Consider the following 25,318-nt stretch of genomic DNA (forward strand, 5'->3'; position numbering starts at 1 on the left):
TGTGGCACCGGTCGCCGGCCGGATCAAGGCGGGCCCGTCAGTCTTGGGCGAAGAGGTCGGCGACGGAAATCGTCAGGCCGGGCGGATCGAGGGGGAGCGTCCCCTCGCTGATCATCCGCGTGGCGACGGCGTCGTCCGTGCCCCGGGCGTGGTGCACGACGAGGCGGTTGTCCGGGTACAGGATCAGGTAGTGGGCGATGCTCGGCACGCGGAAATAGCCGCGCAGCTTCGCCCCCTGGTCCACGGAGCGGGTGCCCGGCGAGACGACCTCGACCACGATGACCGGGTTCGTGATCTCGACGGCGTCCGGGTCCGCCCGCCCGCCGCAATAGACGAGGGCATCCGGCTCGAAGGCGGTGTGGTCGTCGATGCGGACGGTCATGCCGTCGGGCATGGCGCGGCAGGGGAGACCGGCGCCGCGGATGGCGTCGCGAAGGGCTCGGCACACGGCGAACTTCACTTCGGCGTGCCGCACCCGCTCCGGCGACATCGCGATGACCCGGCCGTCGATCAGTTCGTAGCGGCCCGGTCGCCCTTCGGCCCAGGCCAGGAACTCCTCCGTCGTCATCCGCCCGTCCGGTGCCGCCCTCGCGCCCATCTCGTCCGCCCGATTTGTCGGCGGAAGCATAGCACGACTCTCAGCTGGCGATCTCCTCCAGCGCCACGTCCCGGGTGCGCGGCCCGAGGAGGGCGACGAGGCCGCCGGCGATGAGCATCGCCGCGGAGATGAACAGGAACACCCCGGGCGTGCCCGCCTCCCGCAGGACGAAGGCGATGATGAAGCCGGTGAAGATCGCCGAGAAGCGGCTCCAGGAATAGACGAAGCCCACCGCCCGCGCCCGGATGCCGGTGGGGAACAGCTCCGCCTGATAGGCGTGGAAGCTGTAGGACATGACGTTCGAGGCGAGCGTCAGGCCGATGCCGAGGGCCACGATGGCGGCGACGTCCCGCACCTGCGCGAAGGCGAGGCCGCAGGCGATGTAGACGAGGGCGGCGGCCACGATGACGTGCTTGCGCTCGAACCGGTCGGCGATGGCGAGCCCGATCAGCGGCCCCACCGGGGCGGCGAGCGCGATCAGCGCCGTGTAGGCGAGGCTCGACGTGACGGTGATGCCTTGCGCGATCAGCAGGGTCGGCACCCAGTTGGCGAAGCCGTAGAAGCCCACGGTCTGGAACACGTTGAACCCCGCCATCATCAGCGTGCGGCGGCGGTAGGGGGGCACCCACATGTCGCGGAAGGCGCCCTGCGGCCGGGCGGGCTGCGGCGGGCCGGGGGGCGGCAGGGGGCGGCCGTACTCCGCCGCGACCTTCGCCTCCAGCCGGGCCATCACCGCCTCCGCCTCGGCGACCCGCCCGCGCTGCACCAGCCAGCGCGGGCTCTCGGGCAGGCCGGCGCGCATCCACCACACCAGCAAAGCCGCCGAGGCGCCGATGAGCGCCACCCAGCGCCAGCCGTCGAGGCCGAAGGGCGAGAGCGGAATCAGCAGGTAGGACAGGAAGGCCACCACCGGCACCGCGCAGAAGCCGATGCCCTGGCACAGGGCGAAGGCGCGGCCCCGGATGGCCTTCGGCACCAGCTCGGAGAGGTAGCTGCCGATGGTCACCATCTCCAGCCCGAGCCCGATCCCGGCGATGAGCCGCCACAGGTTCAGCCCGAACGCCTCGGTCTGGAAGGCCATCACGACGTTGGCCGCCGTGTAGGAGAGGAGCGACCACGTGAAGATCGCCCGCCGCCCGAATCGGTCGGCGAGCCAGCCGCAGGCCATGGTGCCGATGAACAGCCCGGTGAACAGCGCGGCCACGAAGCCCGCCACGCCGGTCGCGCCGAACAGGCCGGGGGTGGTCGGCGTGAGGATGCCGGCCTTCACGAGGCCCGGCGCCACGTAGCCGGTGAACAGCAGGTCGTAGAGCTCGAAGAAGAAGCCGAGGCCGAGCAGCGCCACGATGCGCCACACCGTCCGCGTCGCCGGCAGGCGGTCGAGCCGGGCGACGATCATCGCCGGGTCGGAGGCGGTCGGGTGTCCGGCCGCCTGCGGAAGCGGGGCCGCGCGGGTCGTCATGGGGCTCGTCCTCAAGCTGGCCGGGCCGCTTGCCCCGGAACGGGCGGCTGCGCAAGGCGCACGCTCACTGCCGTCATTGCGAGCGCAGCGAAGCAGTCCAGCCGGCACCGCCTCATCCGGGCAGGGCGCGCCCTGGATTGCTTCGGCTTCGCCTCGCAATGACGGCGGGGGATTACAGGGGACCGGGCAAGCGCCCTCACACCCCGAACACCGACCACCCCATGCGCTGGGTCAGACGTTCCAGGGCCACGCGGCCGAGGTGGGAGTTGCCGGCGGCGTCGAGGCCCGGGGACCACACCGCGATCGAGGCCTTGCCGGGGGCCACGGCGAAGATGCCGCCGCCGACGCCGCTCTTGCCCGGCAGGCCGACCCGGTAGGCGAACTCGCCCGACCCGTCGTAATGGCCGCAGGTCAGCATGATCGCGTTGATACGGCGCGCCCGCTCCGGGGAGACCACGTTGAAGCCGGTGGCCGGGTTGATGCCGTTATGGGCCAGGAACTGCCCCGCCATGGCGAGCTGGCGGCAGTTCATCGCGATGGCACAGTGGTGGAAGTACACGCCGAGGGTGAAGTCCACCGGGTTCTCGATCACCCCGAAGGACTTCATGTAGTAGGCGAGCGCGCTGTTCCGGAAGCCGGTGCGCCGCTCCGAGGCCGCGACCTTCTCGTCGATGGTGACGGTCTGGTCCTGTGCCAGGAACTGCATGAAGCGCAGGATCTCGCCCAGCGCCTCCCGGGGCTCGTGGCCGGAGAGGATCACGTCGGTGACGGCGATGGCGCCGGCATTGATGAACGGGTTGCGCGGCACCCCGCGCTCGCGCTCCAGCTGCACGATCGAGTTGAACGGGTTGCCCGAGGGCTCGCGCCCGACCCGCCGCCACAGGCGGTCGCCGATCATCCCGAGGGCCAGGGTGAGGGTGAAGACCTTCGAGATGCTCTGGATCGAGAACAGCGTCTCGCTGTCTCCGCCCGCGCTCACCCGCCCGTCCGCTTCCACCACCGCCAGGCCGAAGCGGTTCGGGTCCACATGGGCTAGTTCGGGGATGTAGTCGGCGACGGTGCCGCGGTCCGGGCGCGCGGCCATCTCCTCCGAGATCTCACGGACGACGGTGTCGAGGTCGGGCATGGCCTGTCACGGTTTCGAGAGGTCGGGGACCTCTCGCGGGGGCGGGGCGGTGCCCCGCCACGATCGGGGTTGGGCCCCGACACCCCACCAGAGGGCGAGCCCCCTGGGAACCGTTCCGTGGGCAGGGCCGCCATGCCCACGCAAGGACCGGGCCTCGCCCTCAGGCCGCGGCCAGCGAGGCGCCCATGGTTTCCTTCTTCATCAGTTCGCGGAAGAAGCCGTCGAGATGGGTGAGCTTGTCCGGCGGGCCGTCCTGCGCGATCCGGCCGCCCTCCAGCACGACGATCCGGTCGAAGTCCTGGAGCGTCGAGAGCCGGTGGGCGATGGCGATGACCGTGCGGCCCTTCATCAGGTTCGCCAGGGCATGGCGGATCGCCTGCTCCGATTCCGCGTCCAGGGCCGAGGTCGCCTCGTCGAGGAGGAGGATCGGCGAGTTCTTCAGGATCGCCCGTGCGATGGCGATGCGCTGGCGCTGGCCGCCGGAGAGCTTCACGCCCCGGTCGCCGACGATCGTGTCGAACCCTTCGGGCAGGGCCTTGATGAAGTCGGTGCAATGGGCCGCCTCGGCCGCCTGCCAGACCTCGTCGTCGGTGGCCTCCGGCCGGCCGTAGCGGATGTTCTCCCGCAGGGTGCGGTGGAACATCGACACGTCCTGCGGGACGACGGTGATCGCCTCGCGCAGGGATTCGAGGGTGATGCGGCCGATATCCTGGCTGTTGATGCGGATCGCGCCCCCCTGCGCATCGTAGAAGCGCTGGATCAGCGAGAACAGGGTCGACTTGCCCCCGCCCGACTTGCCCACGAGGCCGACGCGCTGGCCGGGCTCGATGGTCAGGTCGAAATCGGTGAAGACGCTGCGCCCGTCCGGGTAGTGGAAGGCGACGTGCTCGAACTCGATCTTCGCGCCCTGCCCGGCGAGCGCCTTCGCCTCCGGGTGGTCCACGAGGTCGTGCGGCTGCAGCAGGGTCTGGAGGGCCTCGGAGAGGCGGGCCGTGTGCTGGGTGGCGTCCACCAGGGCCACGGCGAGGTCGCGGGTGGCCGCCAGGATGCGGATGCCCAGGGTGCAGACGAGGACCACCTGCCCGTTCGTCGCCTGTCCCGCCTCCCAGAGCCGGATCGACCAGTAGAGCAGGCCGAGGATCGCCAGGACGGTGAGGATCGCGTGAACGATGCGCAGCTTCTCGAGGTACAGCAGCGACGAGCGCCGCGCCCGCATCTCGGTGCCGATGGTCCCCTCGAAGCGCACGCCCTCGCGCTTCACCGCCGAGAAGGCCCGCACCAGGGACATGTTGCCCACGAGGTCGACCATCTCGCCATCGACGCTGGCGGCCTTGGCCGCGAAGTCGTGGTGCAGCGGCTTGCCGGCCGAGGCCATCTTGAACATCAGCACGACGACGGCCGCGAAGATGCCGGCGAGGATGCCGGCCATCGTCATGCTGACGGTGGCGATGTAGGCGATGGAGCCGAAGGCGGCGACCGTCGGCGGCATCACGTTGAACACGAACATGTTCTCGACCGTGAAGATCGCGTTCGAGGTCGCGGTGATGCGGCTCGCCAGGGTGCCGGGCTGCCGGTCGGAGAAGAAGGACGGCGAATGGCCGGTCATGTGCCGGAACAGGTCGCGGCGGATGTCCCCCGTCACCCCCACGAAGGTGAAGGCCCCCGTCAGGGCGGCAACGCGCCAGAGCATGTTGTCCGTCGCGATGAAGGCGACGAGGACCGCGAGGGCGCTCCAGATCACGGTGTTGTCGGGGCCGGGCCCCTTGGTGAGCGCATCGACCACGCCCTTCAGGGCGTAGTCGGTCGAGACCGAGAATCCGACCGCGCCCAGGACCGAGACGAGGATGACCATATGCGGCAGCCAACGGCGGCGCAGGTACCGTCCGACGAAGGCGAAGGGCCGTTCGGCGTATCGGTGGAGTTCTTCCATCGTGGCGACCATCCCGTTCTCGCGTGGCCGGCCGGCAGCAGCCGTGCGAGCATGCGGTATTAAAGGCAAGTCCGTCCCGTAGCGCCAACGCCGCAGCGTTGCCATACGTTGCAGTGTCGTGATCGGGCCAGCGCGCATTTAGCGGCTCACGCTGAACATAGCTTGATCGGCCGCCCCAAGCGAAAGCGGTGCCGCGCCATTCAGTGCCCCTCCGCCCGCGCCTCGGCCGCCCCCCTGCGGGTCTCGGGCATGATCAGCGCCACGAGCATGAAGGCGGCGAAGCCGACGAAGGCGAGGCCGAGGAAGGCGCTGTGGCTCCCGAGCCTGTCGGCCATGATCCCGGCCAGCGAGGTCGAGAGGGCGGCGCCGATGCCCATGGCCGTGCCCACCGCCCCCAGGGCGAGGTTGAACCGGCCGGTGCCGCGGGTCAGGTCCGAGACGACGAGGGGGACCATCACCCCCAGCACCGAGGCCGACACGCCGTCGAGCACCTGGATCGCCACGAGGCCGTAGGGGTTCGTGGTGGAGGCGAGGAGCAGGCCCCGGAGCGGCAGGGCCGCGAAGCCGACCAGCAGGACCGGGTAGCGCCCGAACCGCTCCGTCGCCCGCCCCACGGCCGGTGCGCAGACGGCGAGCACCGCCTGCGGAACCATGATGCAGGCCGCCACCAGGGCGGTCGCCGTCTCGCTCGCCCGCAGGGTCAGGACGCTGCCGACGAGGGGCATCATCGCCGCGTTGGCGAGGAAGAACAGCAGCATGCACGCGCCGAAGCTCATCAGGCCCCGGTTGGCGAGCAGCGCCCACAGGCCGCCGCGCCCGCCGCCGACGGGCTGGGCCGACTGAACGCGGGTGTTGGCGTCGATCTCGTCGGCCCGGATCCGCGACAGGGCCATCACGGCCGGGATGCCGAGGGCCGCGGTCAGGTAGAACACCGCCCCGTTCGAGAGGTAGTAGCCGCAGGCGCCCATGCCGGCGGCGGCGATGGCGTTGCCCAGGGCCTGGAAACTCGCATTGCGCCCGAGCCGCTCGCCGGCCCTGGCATGCCCGACGAGGCCGATGCTGATGGCGGCGAGGGCCGGCGTCAGCACGCAGCTCGCCGCCGAATGCGCGGCCATCGCCAGCAGGACGACGGGGAAGCTCGGCCACACGGCGAGGGCCAGGGCGCTGACCGCCACGGACACCACGGCGACGCCCGCGGCGAAGCGCTTCGAGCGCGCCGCATCGACGAAGGCGCCCCCCGGCACCTGCCCGAGGAGGCCCACGAGGCTGCCCACCGTCAGGGCGAAGCCGATGTCGGACTGGGTCCACTTCGCCTGGGAGAAGTACACGGCCAGGAACGGGCCGAACCCGGTCTGCAGGTTGGCCACGAAGAAGGCGAAGGCATCCAGGCCCCGGCGGCTGCGCAGGGAGACGGGTTCCGCCGCCGCCGGGGCGAGGGCGGCCTCCGGCGCGGGCGCGGCCGGGGATGCCCCCGCCGGGCCCGCCACCGGGGTGACGCGCGGCTTGCCCCCGGCGAGGAACTCCTTGCGGGCCTCCTGCCGGACCGGATCGCGTTCGCGGGCCGGAGCCGCCGGAACGTGAGGCCCTGCCTTCAATCGGGCCACCGTCATTTATCCGGAGCCTTGCTGGGCGCCGGGGGCTGGGGGGCGGCCTGCGGCGGGGCGACTGGGGCTGGCGCCGGAGTTGGCGGGGCTGGCGCCGGGGCCGGGGCCGGGGCCGGCGGCGGAACCGGCGTCGGCCCCTGGGCCGGGGCGGCGGCCAGCCCGGCGGGGGCCGGGGCCGCGCCCGCCTGCTCGCCGCCCTCGGGCGGGGTGGCGCCGCTCGCCGGGCCGAGCACGACGATCGGCTCGCCGGACTTGTATTCCGGCGAGACGCGGACCTGGTTGCGGGTCAGGGCGACGGAGAGCCGGCGCTCCTTGCCGTCCGAGGCGAAGCGCAGGGCCCGCCAGTCGACGGCGATCTTGCGGGTCCCCACCCCGAGGAAGCCGCCGAAATCGATGATCGCCGCGCGGGGGTGGCCGTCCTTGTCGATGATGATGTCGATCACCCGGCCGAGCTCGTCCCCGCCCGCGCTGCGGACGCTGCGGCCGAGGAGGCTCTCGTAATCCGACGTGTCGAGGACGGTGGCGGGGGTGCCCTGCTGGGCGGCGGCGGCCGGGGGCAGCGCCGGGGGCGCGGACGGCGCGGGGGCGGCGGGCTGGGAAGCGATGGGCGGGGGAGCGGCCGGAGGAGTCTGCGCGGCGGCCGGCGGCGGCGGGGATGCGCCCACAGGCGCACCGGTGCCGGAACCGCCCTCGGCGCCGGGCGGCGTCTGGGCGACGGCTCCCGTCGCCCCCAGGGCGAGCGCCAGGGCCGCAATGATCCGACTGGTAGTACGCACGCGTCGTCCTCTGTGAAATCGATGGGCGGCCGAGCGGAAGCGCCGTGCCGCCCGAACCCGGCGCGGCCAGGAGGGGGTAGCCCCCGACCTGGGCAAAGTTATGGATCAGGTCTGTGGGCGTTGGGCAACAGGGCGCAAGTTCCGCGCCGCCATGCCCGCGCGGCCTGCGGGGCCGCGGCGTGCAACCCCATGAGACGTCTGTTTTTCGCCGCAACCCCAGCGTAGACGCGGAGAAACAACCTGCGGTCCGCCCCTCGGCGGCCCGCCCGAGGAACCGTCTATGTCCAGGACTCCGTCGTCGGCAGGTGTGCCCGCCCTCGTTCTCGTCGTCGCGCTCGCCGCCGGTGGCCTCGCCGGCTGCCAGGCCCTGGGCGGAACGTCCGGCGTGATGCCCGAGACCGATGTCGGCCTGCCGCCCTCCATGCGCAACGCCATGCCGAACCGCGGGGCCCGGACGGCCAGCGTGGACGACGAGGGCCGGCCGCTCCAGACCCAGCCGACCCGGAACCTCGACGTGCCGAGGACCGCGGGCGCCGCCAGCCGCGGCACCGATGCGGGTGAGCGGCGCATCCGCCGCGACGAGCTGGAGGGCAGCGACAGCCGCAGCGGCAGCTCGTCCTCGATGGCCCCGGCGCTCACCCCCGGCGGCAGCGTCGGCCTCGGCGGCAAGTTCTGAACGCCGGCCCTCAGCCGGCGGCGAACAGGCTGCCGTAATACTCGTCGAGCTTCTTCTTGTAGTTCGGATCGACGAAACCGTCCTCGCCCGGCCCCTGGCTCGGCGCCCCCGACAGGGCGCCGGGATCGATATCGACCACGTAGCCCCCGAGATCGGTGCTGTAGCTCAGGGCCCGCCACGGCAGGGGATGGTGGTTCTCGCCCAGGCCGAGGAACCCGCCGAAGGCGAGGACGGCGTAGGCGACCTGCCCCGACACCTTGTCCACCATGAAGTTGTGGACCGTGCCGAGGTGCTGGCCCGAGCGGTCGTAGACCGCAGTCCCCTCCACCTTGTTCGACGCGATCAGGCGCGGCGTCTCGTCGAGGGCGACGCCCTCCGCCCCCGGGTCGAGCTCCATCGTACCCGGCTTCCTGACGGCCCGTTCTGTCGGCAGATCGGTGGGCATGGTCCCTCCTGACGCGCGCCCCGTCGCGGGGCGTCCGGCCCCGGCTTGGGTGGGGGCGACAGGGGCAGTACGGGCGTGGGCGCCACCGGTTCCGTCGTCCGGCGCCGCCCACGGGGGCGAATCGCCCCCGTCAGATCAGGCCGCGGGCCGCCGGAGCGCCGGGGCCGCCGTCTGACCGCGTCCCGGCCGCCAGGGAGACGACCAGCGCGACCGAGAGGGCGAGCGCGAGGGAGAAGATCGGTGCGAACATGTCACCGGTCCTTGCAAATCACGGTTACGATCCTGTTTCATATCCGACCCCATGCGATAAGATTCTGCTTGCGCATCGGTGCGGGACGGGCCGAAGTCGGGTGCGCCCTGTGGATTGAGGCGGTTAGCGTCCAATTTCCTCTTGGAACGGGTGCGGCACCGCTTAGTTGAAGCTGCTATGCTGACGCGGCGACGGGGCGCGGTTCGCCCCGGTGATGTCCGAGCATCGGAGGATATTGATGGCGACGAAGACGGAGAAGGCTGCGCCCAAGGCGGCCAAGACCACGAAGGCTGCTTCCGAGTCCGCCCCCGCCAAGACCGCCAAGGCGACCGCGAAGCCGGCGGCCGCCAAGCCGAACGCCCTTCAGCAGCCGCTGAAGCCCTCGGCCGAGCTCGGCGCCATCGTCGGCACCAGCCCGCTGCCGCGCGGCGAGGTGGTGAGCAAGGTGTGGGAATACATCAAGAAGCACAACCTGCAGAACCCCGAGAACAAGCGCGAGATCGTCGCCGACGACAAGCTGAAGAAGGTGTTCGGCAAGGACAAGTGCTCGATGTTCGAGATGAACAAGCACCTCGCCGCCCACCTCAAGTCCTGATCGCCGGACAGCCGGGCCGGCCCGAGGGCCGGTCGCGGCAGGTCCGGCGGGGCCTCAGCCCCGATCAGGCAAGATACTGCAGGACGCCGCCATCGACCCTCATGGCAGCGCCCGTCGTCGCGCTGGCGGCCGGGCTGCAGAGGTAGGCGACGAGGCTGGCGACCTCCTCGACCTTGGCCAATCGCCGGATCAGCGAGGTCGGGCGGTGTTCGGCCACGAACTGGCGGCCGACTTCTTCGATGTCGCCGGTGGCGCTGCCGCTCATCTGCCGGAGAAACGTCTCCACGCCCTCGGACAGGGTCGGCCCCGGCAGGACGCTGTTCACGGTCACGCCGCTCCCGGCCACCGTCTGCGCGAGGCCGCGGGCGATCGAGAGCTGGGCGGTCTTCGTCATGCCGTAGTGGACCATCTCGGTCGGGACGTTGAGGGCGGATTCGCTCGAGATGAAGATCACCCGGCCCCAGCCGCGCTCGACCATACCGGGCGTGTAGCCCCGCGACAGGCGCACGCCGCTCATCACGTTCACATCGAAGAAGCGCTGCCAGTCGGCATCGGGAATCTCGAAGAACGGCTTCGGCTCGAAGATGCCGGTGTTGTTGACGAGGATGTCGAGGTGGGGGTGGGCGGCGACCAGGGCGTCCGCCCCCGCCGCGTCGGACACGTCGCCCACGGCGGCGAAGGCCCGGCCCGCGCTGGCCTCGCCCCGCAGCTTCGCCAGCGCCGCATCGACCCGCTCGACGGTACGCCCGTTGATGCCGACCTCCGCCCCGAGGTCGCAGAGGGCCTTGGCGATGGCGTAGCCGATGCCGCCGGTCGAGCCCGTCACGAGGGCCCTGCGTCCGCTGAGATCGAGGTCCATGGGAGTTCTTTCTTTCGGTTGAGGGGCCGCGGCCGGCGCGGCCCCGATGGGCTATCCTTACACCCTCCGCTGCCACCGCAGGACACTGGCGCAGGCGCCGACGGCGGCCAGCGCCACCGCGCAGGACAGGGAGAGCGTCACCGCCCGGGATGGGCCGAGGCCGTGGGTGAGCCCGAACAGCACCGCGACGAGGGCCGCCCCGAGGGACTGGCCGGTGAGCCGCGCCGTCGATTGCATGCCGCTGGCACCGCCGCTCCGCTCCCGGGGGGCCGAGGTGACGATGACCCGGTTGTTCGGCGACTGGAACAGGCCGAAGCCGAGCCCGCAGAGGGTGAGGCGCCACACGATGTCCGCTACGGACGCGTCCGCCGGCAGGGCGGCGACGCAGGCGATGCCGAGCGCCAGCACGGCGAGGCCGGCCCCGCCGAGGAGCCCCGGCGGGTAGCGGTCCGCCAGCCGGCCCGAGATCGGCGCCATCACCGCCACGGCGATGGGCCAGGGGGTGAGCAGGAAGCCGGTCTGCGTGCTCGACAGGTGGAGCACGTCCTGGAAGTAGAACGGCAGGGCCACGTAGGAGGCCATCTGGGCCGAGAAGGCGCAGACCGAGGTCGCCATGGACAGGGCGAAGGCGCGGATCCGCAGGAGGTCCACCGGCAGGAGCGGCGCCGGCAGGCGGACCTGCCGGCGCACGAACACCGTGCCGCACACGAGGGAGGCCGCGATCTCGAGGCCCCCGGTCACCGCCCCGCCGGGATCGCCGAGGCGGTCGATGCCGATGATCAGCAGGCCGAAGGTCAGGGCGTTGAGGAGGGCGCTCAGCCCGTCGAAGGGCCGGCGGCTTTCGGGGGTGGCGGGCAGGGTCCGCGAGGCCACGGTGAGCGCCAGCAGGCCCACCGGCACGTTGACGAGGAACAGCCATGGCCAATCGGCCACCGACAGGATCGCCGCGGCGACGGTGGGCCCCGCCGCGGAGGCCACCGCCACCACCAGGGCGACGTTGGCGACGCCCTGGCCGATGATCCGGTGCGGGTAGATGAAGCGCACGAAGCCGATGTTGACGCTCATGATCGCCGCGGCGCCCAAGCCCTGGACGATCCGCGCGGCGATCAGCAGCGTCAGGCTCGGCGCGAAGGCGCAGGCGAGGGAGGCGACGACGAACACCGCGAGCCCCGGCAGGTAGACGCGCCGGAACCCGAAGATGTCGCCGAGCGAGGCGAAGGGCAGGAGGCTCGCGGTGACGGCCACTTGGTAGGCGTTCACCACGAAGATCGCGTCCGCGGGCGTCACGCCGAGGTCCTTGGCCAGGACCGGCAGCGCCACGTTGACGATCGCCCCGTCGAGGACGGCCATCGCCATGGCGAGGCTGAGCCCGGCCATCGCCAGCATCCGCTCCCGGGGCGGGATGCCGTCCTGCGGAGGGGCCGCGGCGGGTTCGGCCGCGAAATCAGCCATGCTGCGCGCTCCTCGGACGACGGATGGGACGGCCCGGACCCTGCCGACGCCTCCCCCCCTCTCGCGCAGGCGCGGCGCAGCGTCGAGGGGCTGTCGGTGTCCTATGTCACGGCGCGGCTGCGGACGCGGGTCAGCCCGCCCGGCGTCCGCAGCGGACATAGGTGGCCGCGCCCCGGCTGCTGGCCCAGGTCAGGCGGTCGCCATCGACGACGAGGCGGACCTGAGACGACCAGCGGCGCCCGCGGTCGGTGCACTCGGCCGCCATCAGCCACGTGTTGCCGGTGTGGTGCCCGTCGTGGAACGCGCAGGTGGTCCGGCCCGCCCGCGCCCGGTCGGCGGTGATGGTGGCGGGGAGGTAGCCCCGGCGGCGGGAGGGGGTGCGGCAGGCCGCGGGGGTCGGCCCCCAGATGCCGACATAGTCGACGGGGGCGGGGGCGGGGGCCACCCGTCTGGGTGGCACCAGAGCCACCGGAGAGGCCGCCGCGGGCGCCGGCGCGGCGGCGGCGAGCTTGTCCGCCTCGGCCGGAGCCGGCGGCGCGACGGCCCGGGGCGGTTCGGCCGGCGGGTCCGGCAGCAGCACCACCCGCCGGGGCGGCTCCTCGGTGCGCCTCGCCGTCTCGGAGGCCGGTTGCGGGCGGAACGGAAGGTCCTCGCGCAGGTAGGCGGCGCAGTAGGCGAACAGGCCGCCCCAGCCGGCGATGAGCACGGCCGGGATCACGTAGCGGGACCGCGCCCCCCCGTCGGAGGGCTCGGCCGGCGCCGGGGGGAGCGCCACGAGGGCGTTGCGCCCGGCCTCTTCGTGAGACGGCGGGGGGAAGGTCGTCGCGGGGAGCCCGCCGCGCCATTCCCCCGGATCGATCACGGCCTCCATCGCGTCAGCGACCGAAGATGCCCTTCAGGAACTGGGCGGTGCGGTTGCGCTTGCGCTTGCGCTCCAGCTCCGAGGCGTCCTTCAGCCAAGCGACCTGCACCACCCGGCGCTCGCCCTCGAAGGGCTCGTGGCCGTGCCAGGAATTGTCCGCCCGGAGGAAGGCGAACATCGTCCCCATCGTCGGCGGCACCTCGACGGCGAAGGGCTCGAAGTTCCGGCCGTCGTAGAGCACCCGCAGGCGGCCGGCGGCCGGGGCGTCCCAGGCGTCGTTCATGTAGACGAGGAGCGTCAGCACCTTCGACGGCCCGTCGGTGTGGATCGCGCCGTATTTCGGCTGGCTGCGCTTCATGATGGTGGTGAGGCGCGGGCAGGAGACGAGGTCGATGCCGAACTTCTCGCCGAGGATGCGGGAGAACTCGTCGCTCTCCAGTTCGTCGATCAGCGCCTTGAAGCGGCCCCGCAGCGAGACCTCATCGACGGTGAGATAGCCGGGCTTGCCGATTTCCGGGAAGTCCCGGCGGATCTCCTCGATCGACTCCCGGTTCAGGACGTTCGTCCCTAGTGCGTAGGGATAGGGCTCCCGGGACAGGGGGGCCGCGCGAATCGCCTGAACGTCGAGGATCGAGAGAGCCGACATCGCTGATTGTCCCTGGCTGCCGCGCGTAGGGCCGTCCGAGGGGCCGATCACCCTGGCCCGGACCGGAAGAGCTACGGGAATCACGCTGTGCGTGTGCCCGCAAGCAGATCGCGTTCACAAATTGTTAGGGCCGACGTGCCCTCGCCGAACATTTATGCCCCGGAATGCGGCGGGCCGACGGCGAAAGAAGGCCGGTGGCGCATTCCGGTGACAGTCGCCGGCCGCGGGCCCGTGCAGGATGGCGCCACCCGCGACAGCTCGCGGGGCGTGCGTATCTCGGATCCGGTTCGACCTGCGATGAGGCCGTTGGTCCTCGCCCTCCTCCTCTTCGCCCTCGCCGCCGCGGCCGGGACGGCGGCCCGCGCCCAGGCGCGCCCGCCCCGGGGCTCCGTGACGGCCCGGATGACCTGCGCCGAAGCCATGGCCCTGGTGGAGCGCGAGGGCGACATCGTCATCGCCGCCAACGGCCCGCCCGAGCGTCTCGTACGCAACCGCGACCAGTGCCAGCTGTCCGAGATCTCCGAGCTGCGCTTCGTGCCGACGCGGGACAACCCGCAATGCCCGATCGGCTACCGCTGCCGGGAGCCGGGCTTCGAAGAATGGAACTGGTGACGGGACGCGGGCGGGTTTCCGTCGCACCACTCCCTTGTGCCCCATCGACGGCGATCTATCCTTCCCCATCATCGCCCGGTGGACAGGGCGGTTGGGGGAGAGACTGCCCGATGCGAACCCTGATTCTCGCCGCGCTCCTGGCGGGCGTGGCCATGCCCGCCCTCGCGCAGGGGGCGGCCCCGGCCGAGACCAAGGCCAAGACCGACGACCTGGAGAAGCTCGAGGGCTTCCACAGCACGAACACGCAGGCCGCCCCGGAGATTCCGCAGACCGGCCGCCGGGCCGACGCGATCGCCAAGAACCTCGCGAAGGTGAAGCTGCCGGACGGCTTCAAGATCGCCCTCTACGCCGTCGTGCCCGATGCCCGCGCCCTGGCGGTGGGGCCCAATGCCGGCGTGCTGTTCGTCGGCACCCGCAAGTCGAAGGTCTACACCGTCACCGACCGGGACAAGGACCGGGTCGCCGACGAGGTGAAGGTCTTCGCTCCGGGCATCGACTTCAAGATCCCCAACGGTGTCTGCTTCTCCCGCGACGGGGTGCTCACCGTCGTGGAGCAGAACCGGGTGCTGGCCTTCCCGGCGGCGGAGTTCTTCTACGAGAACCCGGACGTCGCCGCCGGCGTGCTGGTCAAGCAGGGCGAGCTGATCCCCACCTCCGAGGAGAGCTTCAACCACACCGCCCGGGTCTGCCGGGTCGGGCCGGACGGCAAGACCTACATCGCGCTCGGCCAGCCCTACAACGTGCCGCCCGCGGGCAAGATGGACCTGTACCGGAAGCAGGGCATCGGCGGGATCATCCGCATCGACGCCGACGGCAAGAACCGGGAGGTGTACGCCACCGGCATCCGCAACTCGGTGGGCATGGACTTCTCCACCGACAAGAGCCTCTGGTTCACGGACAACCAGGTCGATGGCATGGGCGACGACACGCCCCCGGGCGAGCTGAACCAGGCCAGCAAGGCCGGGCAGAATTTCGGCTTCCCGTGGTTCGGCGGCGGCGCCGTGCGGACGGTGGAGTACAAGAGCGAGACCCCGCCCGCCGACGCCGTGGCGCCGAAGGCCGAGCTGCCGCCCCACGCGGCCGATCTCGGCATGACCTTCTACAACGGGAAGTCGTTCCCCGACTCGTACAAGGGCGGCATCTTCATCGCCGAGCACGGCTCGTGGAACCGCACCCAGCCGGTTGGCGCGCGGGTGATGTTCGCCAAGCTCGGCGCCGACGGGAAGGTGGAGTCGGTGAAGCCCTTCGCCGAGGGCTGGCTCACCGGCGACGGCGAGTATCTCGGCCGTCCGGTGGACGTGGCGGTGATGCTCGACGGCTCGCTGCTCGTCTCGGACGACTCCGCCGGGGCGGTGTATCGGATCTCCTACGAGAAGTAGTCTCTCGGGAGCGGGCCCCTCTCTCGGGAGGGGCCTCTTCCACCCGCCATCCATCCCTCCCCCTCATCCCGAGGTGCCGCGACGCGGCCTCGACGGAGGGTTCCAGCCAGCGCTGTCATCCCTGGAACCCTCCTTCGGGGCCCGCCAAGGCGGGCACCTCAGGATGAGGGGGGGTGAGCAGGAGAAGGCTGGGAGTCGAAATGCCATCAGGACAAGCAGCCCGTGACGATGACCCGCCTGATTCTCATCCTCGCCGCCACGCTGGTGCCGCTGAGCGCGCAGGCCGGCGATGCCGCCCTCGGCAAGAAGCGCGCGACCGCCTGCCAGACCTGCCACGGGATGGACGGCCTTTCGAAGCTGCCGGAGGCCCCGAACCTCGCCGGGCAGGTCGAGCCCTATCTCGTGAAGCAGCTCACCGAGTACCGCGAGGGCCGGCGCCAGAACGAGATCATGAACGTCGTCGCGAAGGAACTGTCGGACGCGGATATCGCGAACTTGGCGGCGTATTATGCGGGGATCCAGATCGACGTGCTGCCGCCGGGGTGAACACCCTCTCCGTCATTGCGAGGGGAGCGAAGCAATCCAGGGCAGCGGGACGTCTCGAGGCGTTGGCGGAACCCTGGATGGCTTCGCTCCGCTCGCAATGACGGGGGTTGGCGCTCGCGAGGACAAAGATATGGGGCGCGGCCGTCTCAATCGTCCATCTTCAGGGCGGCGATGAACGCCTCCTGCGGGATCTCCACGCGGCCGAACTGGCGCATCTTCTTCTTGCCCTCCTTCTGCTTGTCGAGGAGCTTGCGCTTGCGCGAGATGTCGCCGCCGTAGCACTTGGCGGTCACGTCCTTGGACAGCGCCCGGATGGTCTCGCGGGCGATGATCTTGCCGCCGATCGCCGCCTGGACCGGGATCTGGAACAGGTGGCGGGGAATCAGGTCCTTCAGCTTCTCGCACATGGCCCGGCCGCGCGATTCGGCGCGGGTGCGGTGGACCAGCATCGACAGGGCGTCCACCGGCTCGGCGTTCACCAGCAGCGACATCTTCACGAGGTCGCCCTCGCGGTAGTCCGACACGTGGTAGTCGAAGGAGGCGTAGCCCTTCGAGATCGACTTCAGCCGGTCGTAGAAATCGAACACCACCTCGTTGAGCGGCAGGTCGTAGATGACCATGGCGCGCTTGCCGACGTAGTTGAGGTCGATCTGGACGCCCCGCCGGTCCTGGCAGAGCTTGAGCACGCCGCCGAGATAGTCGTCGGGCGTGAGGATCGTGGCGCGGATCCACGGCTCCTCGATGGTCTCGATCTTCATCACGTCCGGCATGTCGGCCGGGTTGTGCAGTTCCTTGGTCGTGCCGTCGCGCATCTGCAGGCGGTAGACCACGGAGGGCGCGGTGGAGATCAGGTCGAGGTTGAACTCGCGCTCCAGCCGCTCCTGGATGATCTCCAGGTGCAGCAGGCCGAGGAAGCCGCAGCGGAAGCCGAAGCCGAGGGCGGCCGAGCTCTCCATCTCGTAGGAGAACGACGCATCGTTGAGCCGGAGCCGGCCCATGGCCGAGCGCAGGTTCTCGAACTCGGCCGCGTCCACCGGGAACAGGCCGCAGAACACCACCGCCTGCACTTCCTTGAAGCCCGGCAGCATCCCCGTGGTCTGGCGCTTGTCCTCGGTGATGGTGTCGCCGACGCGGGTGTCGGCCACCTCCTTGATCGAGCCGGTGAAGAAGCCGACCTCACCCGGGCCCAAAGCGTCGATCTCCGACATCTTGGGGCGGAACACGCCGATCCGGTCGACGCCGTAGACCGCGTCGGCCCCCATCATGCGGATGGTCATGCCCTTCTTGAGCACCCCGTCCACGATCCGCACCAGCACCACGACGCCGAGATAGGCGTCGTACCAGCTGTCCACGAGTAGGGCCTTGAGGGGGGCGCTCTGGTCGCCCTTCGGCGGCGGCAGCCTGGTGACGATGGCCTCGAGCACGAGGTCGATGTTCAGGCCGGTCTTGGCCGAGATCGGCACCGCCGCGGAGGCGTCGAGGCCGATCACCTCCTCAATCTGCTCCTTCACCCGGTCCGGCTCGGCGGCGGGAAGGTCGACCTTGTTGAGGACGGGCACGATTTCGTGATTGGCGTCGAGCGCCTGGTAGACGTTGGCCAGCGTCTGCGCCTCGACGCCCTGCGACGCATCGACCACCAGCAGCGAACCCTCGCAGGCGGCGAGCGAGCGCGAGACCTCGTAGGCGAAGTCCACGTGGCCGGGCGTGTCCATCAGGTTGAGGATGTAGGTCCGGCCGTCCTTGGCCGGATATTCGAGGCGCACGGTCTGCGCCTTGATGGTGATGCCGCGCTCCTTCTCGATGTCCATCGAGTCGAGCATCTGCTCGCTCATGTCACGGAGCGCCACGGTGCCGGTGGCCTGGATCAGGCGGTCGGCGAGCGTCGATTTCCCGTGGTCGATATGGGCGACGATCGAGAAGTTGCGGATGGTGTCGATCGGGGCGGTCATCGGTGTTCCGTTCGGGCGCGCAGCCGGTCGAGGCGCATGCCGTCAGATCGCGGGGGGCCGGCAGAGGGGCCGGCCGTGCGCCTGCGGGATAGCAGCGCGGCGCCACAGCGTCGAGCGCGGGGCCGATGCTGGGGCGACCTGAGGGGATGTCCACACGAAACGAAGCCGCCCGGAGGGCGCTCCGGGCGGCTCGTGTCGTTCGGGTCGAAGCTTACCGTCCGCGGTCGCGGATCAGACGCTCGATCTCGGCCTCGCCATGGGAGCGGGCCTTGGCCTCGGTGGGATGCTTCCGGTCCGAGCGCTGGTGGAGCTTTCCGTGCTTGCGGATGCTCCACTGGTAGAGAGCGCCGCTCTCGCCGACCGGATGAACCTCGAGGCTGAAGGGAAAGGTGTCGGAATGCGTATCGTTCATGGTGCCCATATGGGGTGTTTGGCCGCCATTTGCCATCCCGGCAATGCAATCCTCTCACGCGCGGGTTGAATCTCCCGCAGGTCCCCCGTCCGCGGCCGGTTCCGCGCCCGAGCGCGCCTGTGCGGCCATGGCCGCGAGGCTCCGGCGCAGGCCGCCCATATCGGCCACCGGCTCGGGGTAGAGGACCCGGGCCGTGCGGTCGCCCGCCATCAGGTCCATCCCCTCGGGATCGAGCCCGCTGAGGCGCCAGGACGCCCCGTTCTCCCCCGCCGCCGCGGCGTAGAGCGCCAGCGCGTCGGCGTGGTCGGCGTTCATGTGGGCCACCGCGCCGGCCTCGCCCGCGACGATGGCCTCCCTGCCCGCGAGGTCGAGGAGGAGTTCCGACGGGGTCAGGGTCGCCGCCTTGGCGAAGCCGCCGTTCAGGTGCCCCGCCTCCGGCGCGAGGGCGAAGAAGGCGAAGTCCGGGAAGTCGGCGTAGAGCTTGGCCTTGGGGTGGCGGGCCAGGAACCGCTCCCTCGCCCGGGTCTCGCCGGTCTGGGCCGCCCGGCCCACCACCGTCAGGCGGGGATGGGCCAGGGGATCGCCCTTGCCGCCCTGGCTGAACAGCAGGGAGCAGCGCGGATCGGCCAGCAGGTTGCGGGTATGGGCCGACAGGCGCGACAACAGCATCAGCGGCGTGCCGTCCGCGTCGGTGGCGATGGTCACGAGGGAGGCGAAGGGCATGCTCTCCCCATCGACGGTGGCCAGGGCGCCGGAGCGGGTGCCGCGCAGGAGCAGCCGGGCGAGCCCCACCGCGTCGAACGGGGCCTCCGCCGCCGGAAGGGGCCGGGCCGGGCCGCGGGGCCCTTCGGATACGCCCAAAGTCTCAGCCATCGCCATCCCCCCGATCCGCCTGCGGTCCCGAAGATTACGGCCAAGCTATGACCGCCGCTCGCTTTTTCTGAGGGAACATATTAAAGCACCCGTCCCCCTCGACGCGAGCGGGAACCGCTTCCCGCGGCGGTATGCCCTCGCGCCTTCCGCCAGCCCCGATGGGGCCGGGATGCGACGTGGCCGCCCTCGCCGGCGACCGCGCCCGACCCCGTTCAGCCAGGGACCCGCGCATGCCGACCATTGCCCTCGTCGACGACGACCGGAATATCCTGACCTCCGTGTCGATCGCCCTGGAGACGGAAGGCTACCGGATCCAGACCTACACGGACGGGGCCTCGGCCCTGGACGGCCTGCGCCATTCGCCCCCCGACCTCGCGATCTTCGACATCAAGATGCCGCGCATGGACGGGATGGAGCTGCTCCGGCGGCTGCGGCAGAAATCCGACCTGCCGGTGATCTTCCTCACCTCGAAGGACGAGGAGATCGACGAGCTGTTCGGCCTCAAGATGGGCGCGGACGACTTCATCCATAAGCCGTTCTCCCAGCGCCTGCTGGTGGAGCGGGTGAAGGCGGTGCTGCGGCGCTTCGCCAAGGAGGCCCCCGGCGCCCCGCCCCGGGGCGAGGCCGAGGCGGCGGCCCGCTCGCTCGAGCGCGGCGCGCTGATGATGGACCCCGAGCGCCACACCTGCACCTGGAAGGGCGAGGCGGTGACGCTGACCGTGACCGAGTTCCTGATCCTCCAGGCGCTCGCCCACCGCCCGGGCGTCGTGAAGAGCCGCAACGCCCTGATGGATGCGGCCTACGACGATCAGGTCTACGTCGATGACCGGACCATCGACAGCCACATCAAGCGGCTGCGCAAGAAGTTCAAGGCGACCGACCAGAGCTTCGACATGATCGAGACGCTCTACGGCGTCGGCTACCGGTTCAAGGAGGCGTGATCCCGGCCAGGACGGATCGCTCATCCGTGTCGCAACCCCACGCCTCCTCCTCGCCCGCCGACGACGCCCCGCCACGGCCGACGCTCGGCCAGATGCTCGCCTACCCCCTGCGCCTGCCCCGCGCCCTGTGGGACGCGGTGGGCCAGCGGGCGTCGTCCAGCCTCACCCGGCGCATCGTGGTGCTCAACCTCGTCGGGTTGATCGCGCTCCTCGTCGGCTTCCTCTACCTGAACCAGTTCCGCCAGGGCCTGATCCAGGCCAGGGTCCAGAGCCTCGCCATCCAGGGCGAGATCATCGCGGGCGCCATCGCCGCCTCGGCCTCGGTCGATCCGGACACGATCCGCATCGACCCCGACAGGCTCCTGCAGCAGCAGGCCGGCGAAGGGGACGAGGAGGCGCAGTCCCTCGCCTTCTCCCTGAATCCGGAACGGGTCGCCCCCCTGCTCGCCCGCCTCGTGACGCCCACCGGCAACCGCGCCCGGGTCTACGACCAGGAAGGCGGGCTGCTGTTCGACACCCGCACCCTGTTCAAGCGCGGCGACGCCTCGCGCCAGGACCCCGCGACCGGCCTCGCGACCGGGCGACCGCACAAGGCGGGCCTGCTCGAATCGGCCTTCGACACGGTCCACGCCAAGCTCACCGGCCTGTTCGGGCGCTCGGCGCCGCAGGAGGAGGCCGGGCCGGTCAACGGCCACTCCCTGCGCGAGGTCCAGGCGGCGATGAACGGCGCCCGGGGCAGCCTCGTGCGGCGGAACGCGTTGGGCGAGACCACGGTGTCGGTGGCGGTGCCGATCCACAAGGCCGGCGCCGTGCGCGGCGCCCTGCTGATCTCGACCCAGGGCGACGCCATCGACCGGGTGATCGCCTCCGAGCGGTTCGGCCTGTTCCAGGTGTTCCTGATCGCCGCCATGGTGATGGTGGTGCTGTCCTTCCTCCTCGCCGGGGCCATCGCCGGCCCCGTCCGGCGGCTGGCCGAGGCGGCCGAGAAGGTCCGCATGGGCATCAAGACCCGCGAGGAGATCCCCGACTTCACCGAACGGACCGACGAGATCGGCCATCTCTCCGGTGCCCTGCGGGACATGACCCAGGCGCTCTACCGGCGCATCGACGCCATCGAGAACTTCGCCGCCGACGTCAGCCACGAGCTGAAGAACCCGCTGACCTCCCTGCGCAGTGCCGTCGAGACCCTGCCGCTGGCCAAGAGCGAGGATTCCCGCGGGCGCCTGATGGCGATCATCCAGCACGACGTGAAGCGCCTCGACCGGCTGATCAGCGACATCGCCGACGCCTCCCGCCTCGATGCCGAGCTGGCCCGGGCCGAGGCCCGGCGGGTCGACCTCAAGAAGCTGCTCGCCACCGTCGTCTCGGTGGCGAACGAGCGGCGGCGGCCGAAGGATTGCCTGATCCAGCTCGACCTAGACCCCACCGACCCGGAGGGGGCCTACGCGATCATCGGCCACGACAGCCGCCTCGGGCAGGTGGTGAACAACCTCCTCGACAACGCCCGCTCCTTCTCGCCCTCCGACGCCAAGGTGCGGGTGGCGCTGCGCCGGGTGCGGGGCGAGATCGAGCTGGTCTGCGAGGACGAGGGGCCGGGCATCCCCGAACACGCCCTGGAGCGGATCTTCGAGCGCTTCTACACCGACCGGCCGGAACAGGGCTTCGGCCAGAATTCCGGCCTCGGCCTGTCGATCTCCCGGCAGATCGTCCAGGCGCACCGGGGCACGATCCGCGCCGAGAACCGGCCCGGCGTGCCCAACGAGGACGGCGAGCCCACCGTGCGCGGCGCCCGCTTCATCGTGCGCCTGCCCGCCGCGTCGCGTCAGCTCTCGCAGCACGCGGCCTGATGGAGAGCCTGCACGCCGCCTGCGTCGCCCTCGGCGAGGCGGGGGTGCTGATCCTCGGCCCCTCGGGGGCGGGCAAGTCGACGCTCGCCCTCCAGCTCGCCGATTCGGCCGGCGGCGCCCTCGTCGCCGACGACCGGGTCCGCATCGCGGTGCGGGAGGGGCGCCTCGTCGCCCGGCCGCATCCGGGCGAGGCGGGACGGGTGGAGATCCGCGGGCAGGGCCTGCTCACGGCGGACGACCTCGGCCTCGCCACCCGGCCCGAGGCGGTGCTCGCCCTGGCGATCGACCTCGTGGCCGCGGCGCCCCGGATGCCGGACCCGCCGGAGGATGCGCTGATCCTCGGGATTTCCCTCCCCCGCCTCGTCCTCGAACCGGGGGCCCGCCGGGCGGGGCTCGCCCCGCTGCTGGTGCGGGCCGCCCTGCGCCGCAGGGAAGCGTGACTTCGCAGCCGCACACGTCGGGGGATTTGTGTCAGATCATTGCAGCCTGTAGCGCCTGACTTCGGCTCGTGGCATGATTTCCGAGAAGTGCGGGCAAAGAGTCGCGATCGCCTTGTGAGAATCTGTGCAATGCACAACATGGCGGACGACACAGGATGTCGGAACACGTGTCGATGATTGGCATGGTGCTCGTCACTCACGGTTTGCTCGCGACCGAGTTCAAGGCCGCTCTCGAACACGTGGTCGGCCCCCAGGATCAGATCGAAACGATCACGATCGGGCCGGAGGACGATATGGAATTGCGGCGGCGGGACATCATGTCCGCGGTCTGCCGCGTGAACACCGGTGAGGGGGTCGTCGTGCTGACCGACATGTTCGGCGGCACCCCCTCCAACCTTGCCCTGTCCTGTATGAACGGCGGCTCGGTCGAGGTGGTGGCGGGCATCAACCTCCCCATGCTCATCAAGCTCGCCAGCGTGCGCGACGAGGAGAGCCTGGGCGACGCGGTGCTCCATGCCCAGGAGGCGGGGCGCAAATACATCAACGTCGCGTCACGGGTTCTGGCGGGGAAGTAGCCGCCGCCCCACGCCGGGCGCCCGAGACGGTGATGCCGGCCGAGGCCGCGATCACTAGGGCGATGGCCAGCCCCTGCACGGGGCTCAGCGCCTCGCCGATCAGGGCATAGGCCATCACCGCGGCGACCGCCGGCTCCAGGCTCATCAGCACGCCGAAGGTCGTCCGGTCGAGGCGGCGCAGGGCGACCATCTCCAGGGAATACGGCAGGGCGCTCGACAGCAGCGCCACGGCGAAGCCGAGGGCGAGGGTCGCCGGGGCGAACAGGGCCGCCCCCGCCTCCGCGAGGCCTGCGGGGGCGACGACGAGGGCGGCGGCCAGCATGCCCAGCGCCACCGCCTGCCCGCCATCGACCCGCCCCGCCCGCTGCCCGAACAGGATGTAGAGGGCCCAGGCCGCGCCGGCCGCGAGCGCCAGGGCGATCCCGACGGGGTCCAGGCCGCCGCTCCCCCCGAGGGGCAGGAGCAGGCCGAGGCCCAGCACCGCCAGGGCGATCCAGGCGAAATCCATCCGGCGCCGGGATCCGGCGATGGCCAGCAGCAGGGGGCCGGTGAACTCGATGGCCACCGCCGGCCCGATCGGCAGGCGGGTCAGGGCGAGGTAGAACAGCAGGTTCATGGCCCCGAGGGCCACACCGTAGAGGGCGATCCAGCCGGCGTCCCGGGCGCTCAGGCTGCGCCGCCACGGGCGCCAGACCGCCAGCAGGACGAGGGCCGAGAACCCGACGCGCAGGCTCGCCGTCCCGGCCGCGCCGACGGCGGGGAACAGCGCCTTGGCGATGGCCGCCCCGCCCTGCAGCGACACCATCCCCGCCAGCAGGGCGGCGATGGGGAGGGCGGGACCGCGGGGTCCGGGCGTCACACCGACAGGCTGCGGCCCGACGCCCCTTCGGCGCCGTCGCGGATCGCCGCGATGCGCGCGGCGTACTCGCCGGGGCCGGCGGCGAACACCGCGTTGCCGGCCACGAACGTGTCGGCCCCCGCCCGGCTCGCCAGCCGCACCGTCTCGGCGTCGATGCCGCCATCGACCTCGATGCGGATGTCCCGGCCCGCCACCATGGCCCGCACCCGCGAGACGGTCTCCATCGCGCTCTTCAGGAAGCTCTGCCCACCGAAGCCGGGATTGACGGTCATCACCAGCACGAGGTCGGCGATGTCGAGGAGGGGCTCCACCACGGAGGCCGGGGTGCCGGGGTTCACCGCGATGCCGGCGCGCTTGCCGAGGTCGCGGATCGTCTGCAGCGAGCGGTGGATGTGCGGCCCCGCCTCGGCATGGACGGTGATGCCGTCCGCCCCCGCCTGCGCGAAGGCGGCGAGGTAGGGATCGGCCGGGGCGATCATCAGGTGGACGTCGAAGTATTTCTGCGTGTGCGGCCGCAGGGCCTTCACCACCGGGGCGCCGAAGGTGATGTTGGGCACGAAATGCCCGTCCATCACGTCGAGGTGGATCCAGTCGGCCCCGGCGGCCTCCACGGCCCGGACCTCCTCCGCCAGCCGGGAGAAGTCGGCCGAGAGGATCGAGGGGGCGATGACGGGTGGAAGCATCACGGGTCTTTCGGCGGGGGTCGGGTGGGTCTCGTCGGGGCGGCGCTCAGGCGAGCCGTCGCCGCCGCTCCACGAGTTGCATGATGATCGGCGTCAGGATGAGCTGCATCGCCAGGTCGAGCTTGCCGCCGGGGATCACGATGGAATTCGCCCGGCTCATGAACGAATCGTGGATCATCGACACGAGGTAGGAGAAGTCGATCCCCTTCGGGTTCTTGAAGCGGATCACCACCAGGGACTCGTCGGCGGTGGGAATCCACCGGGCGATGAACGGGTTCGAGGTGTCCACCGTCGGCACCCGCTGGAAGTTGATGTCCGTCCACGAGAATTGCGGGCAGATGGTCTGCACGTAGTCCGGCATCCGCCGCAGGATCACGTCCGTGACCGCCTCGGTGGAATAGCCCCGGAACGAGCGGTCCCGGTGCAGCTTCTGGACCCATTCGAGGTTGATCACCGGCACCACCCCGATCTTGAGGTCGGGGAAGCGGGCGATGTCGACCTGGTCGTTCACCACGCAACCGTGCAGCCCCTCGTAGAACAGCAGGTCCGAGCCCGGCTGGAAGTCCTCCCAATCGGAGAAGGTGCCCTCGGGGATGCCGTAGAGGCGGGCGTCGTGGGCATCGTGCGCGTAGTGCCGGGTCCGCCCGCCGCCCGATTCGGAATAGGCGCGGAACACCTCCTCCAGATCGGGCAGGAGGTTCGCCTTGGGGGCGAAGTGGGACAGCGTCGATTCCCGCGCCATCATCCGGCGCATCGTGTCCCGGTCGAAGGCGTGGAAGCCGTCGCCCTCGATGAAGACGGCGTGGACGTCCTCCCGGCGGAAGATCTGCTCGAAGGTGTTGCGCACCGACGTGGTGCCGGACCCCGAGGAGCCGGTCACCGAGATGATGGGATGGCGCGCCGACATCGCCGTGTTCCGCG

General features: G+C 71.1%; 26 protein-coding genes. 9 read left to right on the forward strand and 17 right to left on the reverse strand.

What is annotated here, in order from left to right:
* Positions 1–37 precede the first annotated feature (37 nt).
* The 6 genes from MKK53_RS17185 to MKK53_RS17210 form a co-directional block, all read right to left on the reverse strand.
* On the reverse strand, positions 38–628 hold the full coding sequence (locus tag MKK53_RS17185) for a Uma2 family endonuclease (RefSeq protein WP_243929908.1): 591 nt from the start codon (positions 626–628) through the stop codon (positions 38–40).
* 10 nt (positions 629–638) lie between these two features.
* Complete coding sequence (locus MKK53_RS17190) at positions 639–2,060, reverse strand: MFS transporter (RefSeq protein ID WP_243929909.1); 1,422 nt, start codon at positions 2,058–2,060, stop codon at positions 639–641.
* Between the two features lie 196 nt (positions 2,061–2,256).
* The gene (locus MKK53_RS17195; protein ID WP_243929910.1) at positions 2,257–3,186 is read right to left on the reverse strand and encodes a glutaminase; all 930 of its coding nucleotides are present in this window, start codon (positions 3,184–3,186) and stop codon (positions 2,257–2,259) included.
* Positions 3,187–3,346: 160 nt separating this feature from the next.
* Positions 3,347–5,116 carry an ABC transporter ATP-binding protein gene (locus MKK53_RS17200; protein ID WP_243929911.1) on the reverse strand — a complete coding sequence of 590 codons (1,770 nt, stop codon included), beginning with the start codon at positions 5,114–5,116 and terminating at the stop codon, positions 3,347–3,349.
* Between the two features lie 200 nt (positions 5,117–5,316).
* On the reverse strand, positions 5,317–6,726 hold the full coding sequence (locus MKK53_RS17205; RefSeq protein ID WP_243929912.1) for an MFS transporter: 1,410 nt from the start codon (positions 6,724–6,726) through the stop codon (positions 5,317–5,319).
* Positions 6,723–7,496, reverse strand: a complete 774-nt coding sequence (locus MKK53_RS17210; protein ID WP_243929913.1) for a PRC-barrel domain-containing protein — start codon at positions 7,494–7,496, stop codon at positions 6,723–6,725. The genes MKK53_RS17205 and MKK53_RS17210 overlap by 4 nt, the downstream gene beginning before the upstream one ends.
* 280 nt (positions 7,497–7,776) lie before the next feature.
* On the opposite strand from MKK53_RS17210, the gene MKK53_RS17215 reads away from it, so the two are divergent.
* Positions 7,777–8,172 (forward strand): hypothetical protein, encoded by a 396-nt coding sequence (locus MKK53_RS17215; protein ID WP_243929914.1) that lies wholly within the window; start codon positions 7,777–7,779, stop codon positions 8,170–8,172.
* A gap of 10 nt (positions 8,173–8,182) precedes the next feature.
* Here the strand turns inward: MKK53_RS17215 and MKK53_RS17220 are convergent, their stop codons facing one another.
* Positions 8,183–8,617 (reverse strand): PRC-barrel domain-containing protein, encoded by a 435-nt coding sequence (locus tag MKK53_RS17220; protein ID WP_243929915.1) that lies wholly within the window; start codon positions 8,615–8,617, stop codon positions 8,183–8,185.
* A 488-nt stretch (positions 8,618–9,105) separates the two neighbouring features.
* Here MKK53_RS17220 and MKK53_RS17225 point away from each other — a divergent pair, with 488 nt between their 5' ends.
* Positions 9,106–9,462: an SWIB/MDM2 domain-containing protein gene (locus MKK53_RS17225; RefSeq protein ID WP_243929916.1), complete on the forward strand. Its 357-nt coding sequence runs from the start codon at positions 9,106–9,108 to the stop codon at positions 9,460–9,462.
* A 64-nt stretch (positions 9,463–9,526) separates the two neighbouring features.
* Here MKK53_RS17225 and MKK53_RS17230 read toward each other — a convergent pair whose 3' ends face one another.
* From MKK53_RS17230 to MKK53_RS17245, 4 genes are all read right to left on the reverse strand, one after another.
* Positions 9,527–10,321, reverse strand: coding sequence for an SDR family NAD(P)-dependent oxidoreductase (locus tag MKK53_RS17230; protein ID WP_243929917.1), 795 nt, complete (start codon positions 10,319–10,321; stop codon positions 9,527–9,529).
* 57 nt (positions 10,322–10,378) lie between these two features.
* Entirely contained in the window at positions 10,379–11,773 is a 1,395-nt protein-coding gene (locus tag MKK53_RS17235) for an MFS transporter (RefSeq protein WP_243929918.1), read from the reverse strand.
* A gap of 130 nt (positions 11,774–11,903) precedes the next feature.
* Complete coding sequence (locus MKK53_RS17240; RefSeq protein WP_243929919.1) at positions 11,904–12,644, reverse strand: peptidase inhibitor family I36 protein; 741 nt, start codon at positions 12,642–12,644, stop codon at positions 11,904–11,906.
* A 4-nt stretch (positions 12,645–12,648) separates the two neighbouring features.
* Positions 12,649–13,281, reverse strand: coding sequence for a 2OG-Fe(II) oxygenase (locus MKK53_RS17245; RefSeq protein WP_243929920.1), 633 nt, complete (start codon positions 13,279–13,281; stop codon positions 12,649–12,651).
* Between the two features lie 297 nt (positions 13,282–13,578).
* Between MKK53_RS17245 and MKK53_RS17250 the strand changes: the two genes are divergently transcribed.
* The 3 genes from MKK53_RS17250 to MKK53_RS17260 all read left to right on the forward strand — a co-directional run bounded on the left by MKK53_RS17250 (position 13,579) and on the right by MKK53_RS17260 (position 15,818).
* A complete protein-coding gene (locus MKK53_RS17250; RefSeq protein WP_243929921.1) occupies positions 13,579–13,893 on the forward strand; it encodes a hypothetical protein in 315 nt (104 codons plus the stop codon).
* Positions 13,894–14,003: 110 nt separating this feature from the next.
* Positions 14,004–15,272: a PQQ-dependent sugar dehydrogenase gene (locus tag MKK53_RS17255; RefSeq protein WP_243929922.1), complete on the forward strand. Its 1,269-nt coding sequence runs from the start codon at positions 14,004–14,006 to the stop codon at positions 15,270–15,272.
* 228 nt (positions 15,273–15,500) lie between these two features.
* Positions 15,501–15,818, forward strand: coding sequence for a c-type cytochrome (locus tag MKK53_RS17260; protein ID WP_243929961.1), 318 nt, complete (start codon positions 15,501–15,503; stop codon positions 15,816–15,818).
* Between the two features lie 146 nt (positions 15,819–15,964).
* Here MKK53_RS17260 and lepA read toward each other — a convergent pair whose 3' ends face one another.
* The 3 genes from lepA to MKK53_RS17275 form a co-directional block, all read right to left on the reverse strand.
* Entirely contained in the window at positions 15,965–17,767 is a 1,803-nt protein-coding gene (gene lepA, locus MKK53_RS17265) for a translation elongation factor 4 (protein ID WP_243929923.1), read from the reverse strand.
* A 211-nt stretch (positions 17,768–17,978) separates the two neighbouring features.
* Positions 17,979–18,179 carry a hypothetical protein gene (locus tag MKK53_RS17270; RefSeq protein ID WP_238201181.1) on the reverse strand — a complete coding sequence of 67 codons (201 nt, stop codon included), beginning with the start codon at positions 18,177–18,179 and terminating at the stop codon, positions 17,979–17,981.
* 54 nt (positions 18,180–18,233) lie between these two features.
* Positions 18,234–19,052 carry a HugZ family protein gene (locus MKK53_RS17275; protein ID WP_243929924.1) on the reverse strand — a complete coding sequence of 273 codons (819 nt, stop codon included), beginning with the start codon at positions 19,050–19,052 and terminating at the stop codon, positions 18,234–18,236.
* Positions 19,053–19,282: 230 nt separating this feature from the next.
* On the opposite strand from MKK53_RS17275, the gene MKK53_RS17280 reads away from it, so the two are divergent.
* The 4 genes from MKK53_RS17280 (at position 19,283) to MKK53_RS17295 (ending at position 22,855) form a co-directional block, all read left to right on the forward strand.
* Entirely contained in the window at positions 19,283–19,993 is a 711-nt protein-coding gene (locus MKK53_RS17280) for a response regulator transcription factor (protein WP_238252065.1), read from the forward strand.
* A 92-nt stretch (positions 19,994–20,085) separates the two neighbouring features.
* Entirely contained in the window at positions 20,086–21,840 is a 1,755-nt protein-coding gene (locus tag MKK53_RS17285) for a sensor histidine kinase (protein ID WP_243929962.1), read from the forward strand.
* On the forward strand, positions 21,840–22,280 hold the full coding sequence (locus MKK53_RS17290; protein ID WP_243929925.1) for an HPr kinase/phosphorylase: 441 nt from the start codon (positions 21,840–21,842) through the stop codon (positions 22,278–22,280). Before MKK53_RS17285 ends, MKK53_RS17290 begins: the two co-directional genes overlap by 1 nt.
* A gap of 173 nt (positions 22,281–22,453) precedes the next feature.
* Positions 22,454–22,855, forward strand: coding sequence for a PTS sugar transporter subunit IIA (locus tag MKK53_RS17295; RefSeq protein ID WP_243929963.1), 402 nt, complete (start codon positions 22,454–22,456; stop codon positions 22,853–22,855).
* Here the strand turns inward: MKK53_RS17295 and MKK53_RS17300 are convergent.
* From MKK53_RS17300 to MKK53_RS17310, 3 genes are read right to left on the reverse strand one after another with little or no spacing between them, the layout of a single operon-like run.
* A complete protein-coding gene (locus MKK53_RS17300) occupies positions 22,821–23,660 on the reverse strand; it encodes an EamA family transporter (protein ID WP_243929964.1) in 840 nt (279 codons plus the stop codon). The two genes, MKK53_RS17295 and MKK53_RS17300, sit on opposite strands and share 35 nt — an antisense overlap.
* Positions 23,661–23,710: 50 nt before the next feature.
* Positions 23,711–24,397 (reverse strand): ribulose-phosphate 3-epimerase, encoded by a 687-nt coding sequence (rpe, locus tag MKK53_RS17305; protein ID WP_243929926.1) that lies wholly within the window; start codon positions 24,395–24,397, stop codon positions 23,711–23,713.
* 46 nt (positions 24,398–24,443) lie between these two features.
* Positions 24,444–25,304 carry a phosphoribulokinase gene (locus tag MKK53_RS17310; protein ID WP_243929927.1) on the reverse strand — a complete coding sequence of 287 codons (861 nt, stop codon included), beginning with the start codon at positions 25,302–25,304 and terminating at the stop codon, positions 24,444–24,446.
* Between the last annotated feature and the right edge of the window lie 14 nt (positions 25,305–25,318).

The sequence above is a fragment of the Methylobacterium sp. J-076 genome (genome assembly GCF_022829405.1).
Classification (GTDB): domain Bacteria; phylum Pseudomonadota; class Alphaproteobacteria; order Rhizobiales; family Beijerinckiaceae; genus Methylobacterium.